At 42.8% G+C, this 13,112-nt stretch carries 9 protein-coding genes; 4 read left to right on the top strand and 5 right to left on the bottom strand.

The features are described 5' to 3' along the window. Positions 1 to 47: 47 nt before the first annotated feature. The 5 genes from SU60_RS06345 to SU60_RS06330 all read right to left on the bottom strand — a co-directional run bounded on the left by SU60_RS06345 (position 48) and on the right by SU60_RS06330 (position 5,752). Positions 48 to 1,256, bottom strand: coding sequence for a DUF3644 domain-containing protein (locus tag SU60_RS06345; RefSeq protein WP_245228374.1), 1,209 nt, complete (start codon positions 1,254 to 1,256; stop codon positions 48 to 50). Positions 1,257 to 1,608: 352 nt separating this feature from the next. After that, positions 1,609 to 3,648, bottom strand: a complete 2,040-nt coding sequence (locus SU60_RS06340; protein WP_014232713.1) for an ATP-binding protein — start codon at positions 3,646 to 3,648, stop codon at positions 1,609 to 1,611. Continuing rightward, positions 3,645 to 4,076, bottom strand: coding sequence for a hypothetical protein (locus SU60_RS22310; RefSeq protein ID WP_342418110.1), 432 nt, complete (start codon positions 4,074 to 4,076; stop codon positions 3,645 to 3,647). The genes SU60_RS06340 and SU60_RS22310 overlap by 4 nt, the downstream gene beginning before the upstream one ends. A gap of 38 nt (positions 4,077 to 4,114) precedes the next feature. Beyond that, positions 4,115 to 5,062, bottom strand: a complete 948-nt coding sequence (locus tag SU60_RS06335; protein ID WP_245228372.1) for a hypothetical protein — start codon at positions 5,060 to 5,062, stop codon at positions 4,115 to 4,117. 93 nt (positions 5,063 to 5,155) lie between these two features. Further along, positions 5,156 to 5,752: a tyrosine-type recombinase/integrase gene (locus SU60_RS06330; protein WP_041154776.1), complete on the bottom strand. Its 597-nt coding sequence runs from the start codon at positions 5,750 to 5,752 to the stop codon at positions 5,156 to 5,158. Positions 5,753 to 5,861: 109 nt separating this feature from the next. On the opposite strand from SU60_RS06330, the gene SU60_RS06325 reads away from it, so the two are divergent. The 4 genes from SU60_RS06325 (at position 5,862) to SU60_RS06310 (ending at position 12,962) form a co-directional block, all read left to right on the top strand. Then, a complete protein-coding gene (locus SU60_RS06325) occupies positions 5,862 to 7,565 on the top strand; it encodes a class I SAM-dependent DNA methyltransferase (protein WP_041154775.1) in 1,704 nt (567 codons plus the stop codon). Beyond that, positions 7,555 to 8,790: a restriction endonuclease subunit S gene (locus SU60_RS06320; protein ID WP_041154774.1), complete on the top strand. Its 1,236-nt coding sequence runs from the start codon at positions 7,555 to 7,557 to the stop codon at positions 8,788 to 8,790. The genes SU60_RS06325 and SU60_RS06320 overlap by 11 nt, the downstream gene beginning before the upstream one ends. Positions 8,791 to 8,875: 85 nt before the next feature. Next, positions 8,876 to 9,718 carry a COG2958 family protein gene (locus tag SU60_RS06315; RefSeq protein WP_209419676.1) on the top strand — a complete coding sequence of 281 codons (843 nt, stop codon included), beginning with the start codon at positions 8,876 to 8,878 and terminating at the stop codon, positions 9,716 to 9,718. Positions 9,719 to 9,734: 16 nt separating this feature from the next. Continuing rightward, entirely contained in the window at positions 9,735 to 12,962 is a 3,228-nt protein-coding gene (locus SU60_RS06310; RefSeq protein ID WP_041154773.1) for a type I restriction endonuclease subunit R, read from the top strand. The last annotated feature ends 150 nt before the right edge of the window (positions 12,963 to 13,112 follow it).

The following is a 13,112-nucleotide window of genomic DNA, read 5'->3' as shown; positions in this document are numbered from 1 at the left end:
GGTTTAATCTTTTCTCATTTAAGGACAATGAAGCGCTTTACAGAAAGCTACTTTTTCTTTGAAGCTTGAGCCTTCGCTTGCTTAATAAAGTCATCCTTCGTTGTAATATGTCTAACCAGATCATCAACCGCATCTTGAGAATAAATGTGTGTATTGGATATCTTTTGGTAGTGGTGGTGTTTGTTAGACGTTGCTTTCCAATTTAGCTTTTTTAATGCTGCTTGGAAGCAATGATTGTTTATCGTTGGCTTTCCTCTCTTGTCTCGAGCTACTAAACACTTCTCTAGCTTTGCGGTATCGTAGTTAGCATGAAGGGTTTTATTGATTGCATCAATAGCAGTCTTTTGAGTAAAAGTATGAGTTTTCTCTGGGTCTACTCGTTTTTCTACAATGAGAGCTTTTTTCAACCGCTCCAAGTCCTGAGTTTTACCATTAGCAGCAGCAAGTATTATCTGACTATCTTTTTCATTGCGAGCGTATACAAGTGATACGTTAATAGGTATGGCGAACTCAATATCATCTTCTTGCTCAATTTCGTCTTGTACCGTTTGAGCTAATTCAAGAATATCTTCCGCAGCTTTACCATATAATGAGCTTAACATCGCTTTTGGTGGCATTTTGAAATCACCAACTAGAGATATCATGCCAGCATGCTGAGACTGCATAAATGGTATCTCAGCAAAATCTTGAAACTTGGATGAGTAATTTAGAACGCCTGATTGAAAAATTCGAGAGGCTAATCCTTGAAGCTCTGGCATAAGTAGATGAACTGCACCATCACGCCAATCAGCTATACGAGAGATATTCTTCCTTACATTGTCATTCTCTTTGAACAACTTATCCAAACATTGTCGCAAAGAAATTGTTTTCTTAACGCCTTGTTTATTCGATTTCTCAAATATTGATTCTTCACCATCACGCTCAATGATAATTGCCTTAAGTAGCTGTTCCCAAGCTGTTGAGTACATCATGACAAATCCATCTAACTTATTTTCAAGTGATGGTCTGTTATAAAGCTCTAAGGCGAGCATCATATTATCTTTGGATTTTTTGAGCAGAGCTTTCGCTAAGTTAGATTTACATTTATGACCTAACTCTTGATAGTGTTTGCTTTGAGATAAACGCTTTTTGAACTCGATGAAACTTACGTCTAGTACATTTATTGCTTCGTACGTATTAGCTTCGATCTCAGCTAAGAACTGGGTGATCTGTCCCTTCCCGTAGTAAGACTTGAATGTACTGGGTTTCCAACCCACTTGCTCAAGAAGCTCTTCTTTGGTGAAAGTAGAACTCTCAGTTTGATGCTTCTGTAAGATTGGTACAGCAATAGCTGCATATCGGTTTTAGCCATTTTGCACTCAAATATATGATGGGACTATTGCAATGCATATTATTGAATATCAACGAGCAGTTCAGAGAGAGGCATCAAAGAACGGGATTTTCCTAGAAAGTAGCATCAGCTTTAGGAACGAACTTCTAAAACAAGACCCAAATCAAAATTGTCCAGAGACGTCTCACGACGCCTAGCTTGGGGACAAAAGCGCCTTAGATTAGTTAACCTTAATTCGTGTTGTAAGGCATATCTTTGGCGCTATTTTAACAGATAAATTAATCTCGGTTTTGCCACTCTTCAACGATTGGCTGCCAGTTTACTTCACGTGGCTCAGTTGTGGAGTTAGACCATACGTTCCAAAAGTCTGGATCATCAGATTGTGGTCTTTGTTCTTCAGTAAGTTCTTTCATTCGAACTAAAACGGGGAGTTCAGAAGCCCATCCGAGTAAAATTGCATGTCGTGATGGTAGTGATGGTAGCTCTCTTAATAATCCCCTCATGTTATCGGGAACAAGCCTATGGACTTGTTCTTGGTCTCTATCATTGCTAATTCTGTGCAATAAAAAAGTATTACATTGAGACAGAACAGTGGGAGATAGCTCAGAAGGTCGTTGGGATGATACTACTAGACCTAAACCAAATTTCCGCCCTTCGCGAGCGATCTTTTCAAAGACTTTGCAGCACACATCAGAGACTGACTGACTCTCACTTTCTTCTTTGTATCGTTTGATAAATGTATGGGCTTCCTCTGCAACCATTACTGTCGGTAATGGTTTTCCATTCATTTTCCTGTATCGTTGAAGAGCTTCAAAAGTCACTCTAGAGATTACTGCTGTTACAAGATGGATAATTTCATTTGGAACGAGTGAAAGGTCGATAACTGTGATAGCACCATGAGTGTCCTTCCCAAGAAAAGTATCTAACCAATTAGTTAAACTGATAGGTTCCTCCGAATCTTTAGTGACGGCACTAATTCGGGTGTCACCTAACATTGTGCGAATTCGAGTCAAAAGAAATTCCACGAATTGCTCTGTTCCTGTTTCTTGTGCTAAAGCTTCGAGATATGCTACGAAGTCATCACCTTCAAAACGAATAGGCGTATCTTCACTTTTCGGGAGAAGTTCTTGTTCATCGCCGCCAAGTGCAACATGAGCTTGTTTTAAGTCAGCAATCAACCTGTCTGTATCACCGACATCAGGCTTAGCAGGCCACTGTATTCCTCTTCTGGAGGATAGATACGCATTTATCGTACTTATTAGGTTATCGAAAGGTTGGTTGTCGATTTTTTCGTTTAGTGTTAAAAGGCTACTTTCCCATGACGTTAAACTTTCAACTAAGCCTTTGGCAGGGCCAGCATTCACATATATCTGCCCTTGACTTGCTAGTTGCCTTATTGAAACGAGAAGTATTCCGCAAAAATGTTTTGCTTGAATTGTTACGTCATCTTCTGACAACACATCATTTCTCATCGCCCTCAAAGCTCGTCGTAGCAATGGGAGTTGAACTTTTGAACTTGCTTGAGTGAACGCTCCCCACTCAGAACTATTCCATAGCCATGATGGTACTTTAAGATCTAGCTCACCATCATCAGAGTTAGCTTCTACGCGTAATAACTTACCCTTGTATTTTGACTTTGGGCCAAATGCTCGGCTGTACTCCCCATTAGGATCAAGTATTATGAATCGAGCATTTGGGGTCTTTCCCTGTTGTAAAACTGCGTCCAAAGACCATTGAATTAGCCCCGCCACAGAACAAGACTTACCACTACCCGTATTGCCCAAAACAGCTATATGTCGCCCAAAAAGCCTATCGGGATCGATTTTTATTTCTGCATTGTTAGCTAGAGGACTATCTCCTATTTTAACCCTTCTGTTTTCACCTGATTCGATTATTGAGTTTAATTGTTTATCAGTAGGTAGGAGTACTGAATCACCAACCGAAGGAAATGCATCTGTTCCTCTAGTGAATCTGAAGCCATCGTTTTTTCTATCGCTTCTCAATGTCCCAACGGGGTTGATACTGAGCTTTTTTAGTGGAAAAGGTAGATCTATCAAGCCAAAATCTTGCAAGCCTCTTCTCTTTGGATATGGCGAGTGTTCTACTGCGATCCACTCAACTTGACCAACGAGAAACCCATCATCACTGTTTATCAGTACATAGCTATTTATCCGGGGAAAGTTGCGAGGAGAACCTCCTTGAAGAGACACTGAGTCTGGAGAATCAATTTCTAAGGAAACTCTAATTTCACTAGGCGATACAAAACCAACGGTTCCGATTCGTAGCTGCTCTAGTCTTTCTATAGGCAAGTAACTCATAGTGTTACCTCGGTGGTAGTTGCATTACCTGAGTGTTCTGACTGGATAAAGCCTCGCTGCTTTAGTAGTTCGGCCATCTTTATTGATGCTTTATCTATGGCTGGTTTAGGTAGATAGTTATCAACCAAAGTTTTGAGGTCACCTAAATGGTCACCCATTAGTAAAGTGATTTGAGCTTTTCTTCCACTTTTACTAATGAAGTTCATAATTCTTCCGAGCGGGTCACCGAAAGCAATGATGACGAGATGGGTAGATGGAACGGTAAGCATATCTTCAATTACTCGGTTTATATGCTCATCACCAAAGCTATAGCCATACGTGACTAATGTACTGTTTGGACGGCTAGTCGCTGCTGCTAAGTCTCTAAATAGCTCTACATAGGGGTACTCTGCGGTTTCTCTGTCTTTGACTGAATTAGGGTAAATCATTAGTTGTTCATAGCTATTGCTTTCGTGACCTTCTGCTTCTAAAAACGGTTCAACAGAGCGTGCTCCAAAAGGTAAACCAAAGCGCCTAATCGCACCATCTTGTTCGTGCCAATCAAGAGAACCGTGAAGCTTGGTAAAACGAGCCACTCCTTCCAAATATCTTGGTTCACCACGTATTCCCGGAGGTTATAGTGATAATCAACTTCTAATCTTGAGGATCTAAAAACGGGAGCGATACTTCCAACAAAACGATCTATGAGTCTTAAACCTGCAAGTTCAGCACCAACCTCGATAATTCGGTCGTAGTTCGTTGTAAAAATATGCAATCTATCGCGTGTAGCGGTTCTACTTGCAAAGCTCATTAAGAAGCTCACAAGATAGTTGAAAGTTTCCTCTTTTCGTTTTGGTTCAGCACTTTTAATTAAGTGTTCTCCGTTACTGACAGATTTTGAAAACTCACCTAGACATCGAGACAACTCCCCCTTAATTGCATCTAAATCAGCTTTTAGGTCTCTATAGGCTACAAAAGGAGCTGGAGGGTTTTCAGGTTGTGGGTTATTTAACACTGTTAGAATTTCAAGCCCTTTGATAAGTTCATTAATAGCTCTTATTTGATCTTCTATATTTCCTTTATCGCGACCAGCCGCTGTGGCAGCTTTTGTAGCGAATGCATTTATTTCGCTTTGACAGACGGCTAGATCACTGATCCACCCCATTCCAGCAGGAGGCGCACCTGTTGCCGACATTTGAATAGACGTACTCAAACCTGCACCGATCAATAGATTTAAATGTTCGGATTGAAAAAGAGCTGTTAACCAAGGCTCGATATTTTGACGCAATTTCTCTATCGATACTTCGGAACCTTGTTCTCCCCATGTACTATTCGTTGAGAGGGTAAAAGGATAAGAATCACTTTGCTCATTGGGGTTTGGCATTAGCTCAATAATATCGGGAACACTGCCAACTTTAATGTGCTGAGTAGTCATAAATACACTTCTTATATTTGTATGAAAGATATAGTGTTGGGGACACAAACAACTGCCATTAATGTTTACAACTTAAGCCGTTGGCATTGAATCTTACGTCTCGCAACTCTCCGAAATCCTTAGCGCATCTTCAATCTCAACACCAAGGTATTCAATCGTACTTTCTAACTTAGCATGTCCAAGAAGTAACTGGATAGCACGTAAGTTCTTGGTTTTGGCGTAGATCAAAGAAGCCTTGGTGCGACGTAGCGAATGTGTGCCGTACTGAGATTTATCTAAACCGATATCCGTTACCCATCTGTTAACCATAGTCGTGTAGTAATGGTAAGAGATTGGTTGACCTTGACGACGTGGGCTTGGGAACACGTAGTCGGTTGGCGTCAGACAATTCTTAATAATCCATTGAGATAAGGTTTGTTGGGTCTTAGGCGTGATCTCGAAGTGCACTTCTTGATGGGTTTTCTGTTGCTTCACAATAGCTCGTGACATCACACAACCACTGCGGCTAACGTCTTGTACCTTTAGGTTACGCAAGTCACATGCTCTGAGTTTGCTATCGATGGCAAGGTTAAACAACGCCAATTCAAATAACCGTTCCTCAAGCTCCAATCGAATTCGAATGCGCCAAATGTCTTCCAATTTGAACGCTTTCTTCTGTCCAACTCTTTTTCCTTTATTCCAAGCAGCCATAATGTGCTCCTTACTTCATAAAAATCACTGTTAAGTAAGGCAGAACTCAAGGAAGTTTGCTTAGTTACTGGTATCATAAGGTAAATTTTTCGAATTCAAGAAATCAGCAATGAACGAACAAGAACAACTATTCCTCAAAGAGCTGGAAAGTAAGCTCTGGACAGCCGCAGACAAACTCCGTGCGTCACTCGATGCCTCTCAATACAAACATGCGGTGCTTGGCTTAATTTTCGTTAAATACGTGTCTGACGCCTTCATGTTGCGCCAAGAAGAGCTAAAACAAGACTTTGCTAATCCTGATCACGAGTACTTCCTCGATCCTGAAGGTTACACGGCTGAAGAACTTGAACAAGAAATCGCGATTGAGCTGGAACAGCGCGATTACTACAAAGAGAAAAACGTGTTTTGGTTGCCTACAGAATCTCGTTGGAAGTTCCTGCAAGACAATGGCCCGATGGTTATTGGTGGTGCCGATTTGGTTATTGATGGTAAAACGAAGAAAATCACGTCTGTTGGTCACCTGATTGATAATGCATTGGAGGGGATTGAGCGCGACAACCAGAAGCTAAAAGGTGTACTCAACAAGCACTACGCCGCTCTAAAAATTGATCAGTCAAAACTTAATGAGCTGATTAACCTCATCGCGACCATCCCATTCAATCATAAGTCGCTTAACAGCAAAGATATTCTTGGTCATATTTACGAATACTTCCTAGGCCAATTTGCTCTTGCTGAAGGTAAGAAAGGCGGTCAGTTCTACACGCCTGCATCAATCGTTTCGCTGATTGTTGAGATGATTGAGCCGTTTGAAGGCCGTGTGTATGACCCTGCAATGGGTTCGGGCGGTTTCTTTGTGCAATCAGAGAAGTTTATTGAGCGCCGCGCTAACCAAAAAGAGATTGACCCACTCACGCAAAAACAAAGAATCTCTATTTACGGTCAGGAATACAACTACACCACATGGCAGCTTGCTGCGATGAACATGGCAATCCGTGGGTTGGATTATGATTTTGGTAAGGAACCTGCCAGTACCTACACCAATGACCAACATCCTGATTTGCGTGCTGACTTCATCATGGCTAACCCTCCTTTCAACATGAAAGAGTGGAATACGGGTGTCGATGATAATGATCCGCGCTGGGTATACGGCACACCACCGTCGGGTAACGCAAACTTTGCGTGGATGCAGCATATGCTTTACCACCTAGCTCCTGATGGTTCTCAAGCCTTGTTACTTGCCAATGGCTCGATGAGTTCAACCACCAACAACGAAGGTGAAATTCGTGCGGCCTTAGTCGAGAACGATTTGGTTGAATGTATGGTTGCGCTTCCGGGACAACTGTTTACCAACACCCAGATCCCTGCTTGTATCTGGTTTTTAACCAAAAACAAGAAAGCCCGTACCGATAAATCAGGCCGAAAACTACGTGATCGTAAAGGTGAAGTGTTGTTTATTGATGCACGTAACCTTGGCTATATGAAAGACCGTGTGCTTCGAGATTTTACCCAAGATGATATCCAGAAAGTCGCTGACCTTTACCATGCATGGAAAACGGGTGCGGAAGTAAATGGTGTCGCTTACGAAGACCAAGCAGGCTTCTGTAAATCAGCAACGTTAGAAGAGATTAAGAAACACGATTTTGTGCTCACTCCGGGACGATACGTTGGTGCTGCTGAAGAACTAGATGATGGTGTTCCATTTGCTGAAAAGATGACTGTTCTAACCAGTAAGTTAAGTGAACAGTTTGCAGAATCAGCAACACTAGAAGCTGAGATCAAGAAGAACCTAGTGGAGTTGGGTTATGAGCTTTGAAACCGCGACTCTAGATTCATTGTGCGAACTTGTAGTTGACTGTCCTCATTCAACACCAAAATGGACTGATGAAGGGATTATTGTCTTACGAAATCAGAATATCAAAAATGGTGTTCTAGATCTTTCCGCTCCTAGTTTTACTAACGAAGAAGATTATCAAAAACGAATAAAACGAGCAGCCCCAAAAGCAGGTGATATCGTATTTACGCGTGAAGCCCCGATGGGTGAAGTATGCATGATACCAGAAGGCTTAAAGTGCTGCTTAGGACAGAGGCAGGTATTATTACGTCCAAAATCTGATGTAAATGGACAATATCTATTTTGGGCTTTGCAATCTCCTTACGTCCAGCAGCAGATAGCTTGGAATGAAGGAACAGGTTCCACAGTTAGTAATGTTCGAATTCCTGTATTAAAAGCCTTGAATATTCCTCGAATTGGCAATGAGGATATGGTTGCGAAGTCATTGTCTGATATTGCCTCAAAAATGGCGCTAAATACACAAACCAACCAAACCCTAGAACAAATGGCACAAGCTATCTTCAAATCGTGGTTTGTCGATTTCGATCCAGTTAAAGCCAAAATGAATGGCGAGCTGCCAGAGGGGATGGATGCTGCCACTGCCTCGCTATTCCCTGAAAAGCTCGTTGAGTCTGAGCTTGGTTTGATCCCAGATGGTTGGGAAGTAAAACCATTTTCTGAGTGGGTGAAAATAACTAAAGGTAAAAACATCACCAAGAAAACCATTGTTGACGGTGATGTCCCTGTTGTGGCTGGCGGGTTAAAGCCAGCATATTTTCACAACGCCCATAATGTAGATGGGCCAGCTATAACTATTAGTGCTTCTGGTGCAAACGCTGGGTATGTAAATTTGTATTTTGAAAACATTTGGGCTTCAGATTGCTCTTACATAAGCCAATCGACCACCCCTCTGTTTTTCTTACAGTATGTAGCTCTTAGGTATAATCAGAAAAAGATTTTTGATATGCAAACTGGAGCAGCTCAGCCACATATTTACCCAAGAGACTTCGAACGATTGATGATAGTTGTTCCTAATGAAGAGTTATGTAGAAAGCTAGAGGAAGTTTTTGCATCATTTTTCAGAACTGTGGCGAACAATAAACAGCAAAATATCAATCTTGCAGCACTGCGAGATACCTTGCTTCCTAAATTGCTTTCCGGCGAAATCGAGTTAGGACAAGCTCAAGAATTAGCAGAGGTCGAATAATGGCAACCCGAGTAGAAATGATTATCGAAACGCTCAAGCGAACCCCGACAAGAAGTTTACTGCTCGGGATTTAGCCAAAGAATTTGTGCTTCGATATCCAGAAGAAATCGCTGAGAAGCAAGCAAACCCTCGATACAACACCGAAGACAAGCTTATCGCCCAGCTCGCGGCAGAAATTGGTGGGGAACGTACTGAAAGAGCGAAAATCGTTTGTCCTAATGTCGCCACTCGTGACAAACCAAGACCTCGGGTTTATTACTGGGAGCAGAAGCCTACACCTGCTCATCAGGAAGATGATCTTAGCGATGCAGATGAATCAGACATCGATACGCCTCTCGTGCCGCAAAGCTTAAGCGAACACGATCTCTACCCAATGTTGATTGAGTACCTTAGCAAGGATCTGGGCCTTTACTGTCAGCGTATTGACGAGCGTAAATCTAAAAACTCTCATGGCAACGGTGGCAATCACTGGTTACATCCGGATGTGGTGGCGCTAGAGCCGCTCGACCAAGGTTGGGATGAAATTGTGAGAAGCTGTGTGCGCAATGGGAATCATAGCTCGGTTCGACTTTGGTCTTTTGAAGTGAAGAAACATCTTACTAAAGGCAACGTACGAAAATACTTTTTCCAAGCAGTATCGAATTCGAGTTGGGCCAATTTCGGCTACCTTGTTGCCACAGGCTTAAATAGCGACGTTGAAGGTGAGCTGCAAATGTTGTCGAGCTTGCACGGGATTGGCGTGCTGATTCTGGATACTGAATCTTTGTTTGATAGCCAAATACTCATTCCAGCTCAAGAGAGAGTCAACGTGGATTGGCAATCTGCAAACCGAATCGTCTCTGAAAATAGGGATTTCCACCATTACATTGAGCAGGTTGGCATTTATAACCAAACCGGACGGTTGATTAAGAGCACATGGAATAAATAATAAGGATAAAGGCTTAATGATTACTGAAGACCAACTAGAACAACAATGCCTCGATTGGTTTAAAGAGCTAGGTTACCAATACCAAAATGGCTATGACATCGCACCAGATGGTGATATGCCTGAACGTGAAAACTATCAGCAAGTCACGCTACAGGCGCGTTTAGTCTCTGCCTTGGAAACCTTAAACCCAAATGTGCCCAGTGACACCTTAATCGAAGTAGCGAAAATCGTTGCCACACCGCAAACGCCTGTACTGATTAAAAACAACAAACTCTTTCACCAATATTTAATCGAAGGTGTGCCTGTTGAATACTCGGTAATGGAGCAAGAACAATGGGTGACCAAGCATACTCATGTTCGATTAATTGATTTTGAGAACCGCGAGAATAACGAGTTCTTAGTGGTTAATCAGTTCACCATCACAGGCACCAAAGTCAATCGTAGGCCAGATGTGATTGTCTTTATCAATGGCTTGCCAATGGCGGTCATTGAGCTGAAAAATCCAGCCGATGATCACGCCGATATTTGGAATGCTTACAATCAAATCCAAACTTATAAAGAAGAAATCGCTGACCTCTTTGTGTTCAATGAAGCGCTGGTCATTTCAGATGGATGGACGGCGCGAGTCGGCTCGTTAACGGCTAATAAAGAGCGCTTTTTGCCATGGAAAACCATCGAGGACGAAGACGACAAGCCATTACTCGAATTCCAATTAGAAACCATGGTGCGTGGCTTCTTTAAGCCAGAATTGCTGCTCGATTACATTCGCTACTTCGTATTGTTCGAAAATGATAGCGACAAGATCATCAAAAAAATCGCAGGTTATCACCAATTCCATGCCGTCCGAGCTGCTGTTAAGGCAACCGTCACGGCTGCCACAACGTCTGACCAAATTACTGAGCCACGGGCAAATTACGCCAATACCGTGGTGCCCGGAAGTAAAAAAGCGGGCGTGGTTTGGCATACCCAAGGCAGCGGGAAAAGCATTTCGATGGTCTGTTACGCAAGTAAATTGCTGCAACAACCAGAAATGAATAACCCAACCTTAGTAGTGGTTACCGACCGTAATGACCTAGATGGCCAGCTATTTAACACCTTTACGATGGCGCAAGAAACGCTAAAACAGATTCCTCTGCAGGCAGAAGACCGTGACTCATTGCGCGATTTACTGCTCAATCGTCAATCCGGTGGCATCATCTTCACTACTGTACAGAAGTTTGCTTTACTCGACGAAGAAATGGCACATCCTATCCTTTCTGAACGCTCGAATATCGTGGTGGTTTCCGATGAGGCACACCGTAGCCAGTATGGCAACAAAGCTCGCCTAGTAGATGTTAAAGACGAAGATGGCAACGTGGTTGATCAGCGTTATGTTTATGGTTACTCCAAATACATGCGTGACGCGCTGCCAAATGCCGCTTTTATTGGTTTTACAGGTACACCGATATCAATGGATGATAAAGATACTCGCAGTGTCTTTGGTGATTATGTTTCTATCTACGATATTCAAGACGCGGTCGATGACGGCGCGACAGTGCCGATTTACTACGAATCCCGCTTAGCCAAGCTCGATATAAATCAAGATGAAATCGAAGCGCTTAACGATCAGGTCGAAGAGGAAATTGGCGAAGACGAAGAAACGGAAAGTCGCGAGAAAATAAAATCACAGTGGTCAGCACTTGAGAAACTCGTTGGTGCAGAGCCGCGAATCAAACAAGTTGCCCAAGACCTGGTTGAGCACTTTACCATTCGCTGTGAAACTTTTCCGGGTAAGGCGATGATTGTTGCCATGAGTCGAGAGATTTGTGTGGATTTATACGATGCCATCGTGGCCATCAAACCCGAATGGCACAGCGATGATCCAAACAAAGGCGCGATCAAAATTGTTATGACAGGCAGCGCTGCTGACAAGGCCAAAATGCAGCCTCATATCCATGATAAGAAGACCAAAAAGCTGTTCGAGAAACGTTACAAAGATACCGATGACGAATTGCAATTGGTTATTGTGCGAGATATGTGGTTAACAGGTTTTGATGCGCCTTGTTGTCATACCATGTATATCGACAAGCCAATGAAAGGTCATAACCTGATGCAGGCGATAGCGCGAGTGAACCGCGTGTTTAAGGATAAGCCCGGAGGTTTAGTTGTTGACTATATTGGTATTGCCAATGAACTCAAAAACGCACTGAAGACCTATACCAATAGCCAAGGTAAGGGAAAGCCAACCGTTGATACCGCTGAAGCTTTCGCAGTCTTTATGGAAAAAATCGACGTAATTCGCGGTATGTTTGCCACGCCTGTTGATGGTGACATCTTCAACTATCGTCCGGATTTTGAAACCAAACCACTGCAACTGCTTCCGGGAGCCGTGAACCATATCTCAGGTCTCTCACACCGCAACAGCAAAGGCGAAGAAGTTCGTGATGGCAAACGCCGTTTCCTTGATGTCATGGCTGCGTTGATGAAAGCCTTCTCATTGTGTAATACCTTGGATGAGGTTGATGGTTATAAGAGTGAAATCGCCTTTTACGGAGCGATCAAGACCGCTTTCTTAAAACACTCAACAGTTGATAAAAAGCGCAGTGATGAATTGCGTAATTCTGCTTTGCGCCAGATCTTGAATAACGCGGTGGTTGCCGATGGAGTGGATGATATCTTTAAAACGGTTGGTTTAGATAAACCGAATATTGGCTTGCTCTCTCCTGAGTTTTTGGAAGATGTCGCCAATATGAAAGAGAAGAATTTAGCCGTAGAACTGCTAGAAAAGCTGTTGCGCGACGAAGTGAAAGCAAGAATGAAAAACGATGTTGTGCAGGAAAAGAAATATTCCGACCGTATTATGTCGACTTTGCAGAAATATCATAATCGCAACATTGAAACCGCACAGGTAATTGAAGAGCTGATCCAGTGGGCCAAAGAGATGCAAGCTGACGCTGAGATGATGGAAAAGCTGGGGCTTTCCACTGATGAAATTGCGTTTTACCGTGCATTGGTCACCAACGAGGCTTCCGTGCGAACGTTAGGCGATGACAACCTTCGTCAACTCGCCATTGAACTCACTCACCAACTGCGTAAATCCGCTACGGTAGACTGGCAGAAACGTGAGAGTGTCCGTGCTCGTATGCGCAACCTTGTACGTCGTTTATTACGCCGCTGGAAGTACCCACCTGATGCCGCTGAAGAGGCGATTAAGCTGGTTCTGGATCAAGCAGAAGTGCTAGCTGATGGGTGGTATGCAGCATAATTTTAATAGAGGCAAGGGGGGAAAACCTTGCCTTTTGCATATTTATTTATCATTGACTTCCACTTTAGTGAGGGTATTGGTTCGGTCAGAGTACATTAAATAATGAATAGAGGGTTATTTAGTGTATCGACCCTAAATGATTTTTGTCCA

This window comes from Vibrio mytili, assembly GCF_000830505.1.
GTDB classification, from domain to species: Bacteria; Pseudomonadota; Gammaproteobacteria; order Enterobacterales; family Vibrionaceae; genus Vibrio; species Vibrio mytili.
This window is presented reverse-complemented; position numbering and strand designations above follow the sequence as displayed.

What these genes read in the sequence shown, in the direction of transcription:
- SU60_RS06340 (WP_014232713.1), bottom strand. Translation starts at nt 3,648, where the DNA reads ATGAGTTACTTGCCTATAGAAAGACTAGAGCAGCTACGAATCGGAACC.
- SU60_RS22310 (WP_342418110.1), bottom strand. Translation starts at nt 4,076, where the DNA reads ATGATTTACCCTAATTCAGTCAAAGACAGAGAAACCGCAGAGTACCCC.
- SU60_RS06335 (WP_245228372.1), bottom strand. Translation starts at nt 5,062, where the DNA reads ATGACTACTCAGCACATTAAAGTTGGCAGTGTTCCCGATATTATTGAG.
- SU60_RS06330 (WP_041154776.1), bottom strand. Translation starts at nt 5,752, where the DNA reads ATGGCTGCTTGGAATAAAGGAAAAAGAGTTGGACAGAAGAAAGCGTTC.
- SU60_RS06325 (WP_041154775.1), top strand. Translation starts at nt 5,862, where the DNA reads ATGAACGAACAAGAACAACTATTCCTCAAAGAGCTGGAAAGTAAGCTC.
- SU60_RS06320 (WP_041154774.1), top strand. Translation starts at nt 7,555, where the DNA reads ATGAGCTTTGAAACCGCGACTCTAGATTCATTGTGCGAACTTGTAGTT.
- SU60_RS06310 (WP_041154773.1), top strand. Translation starts at nt 9,735, where the DNA reads ATGATTACTGAAGACCAACTAGAACAACAATGCCTCGATTGGTTTAAA.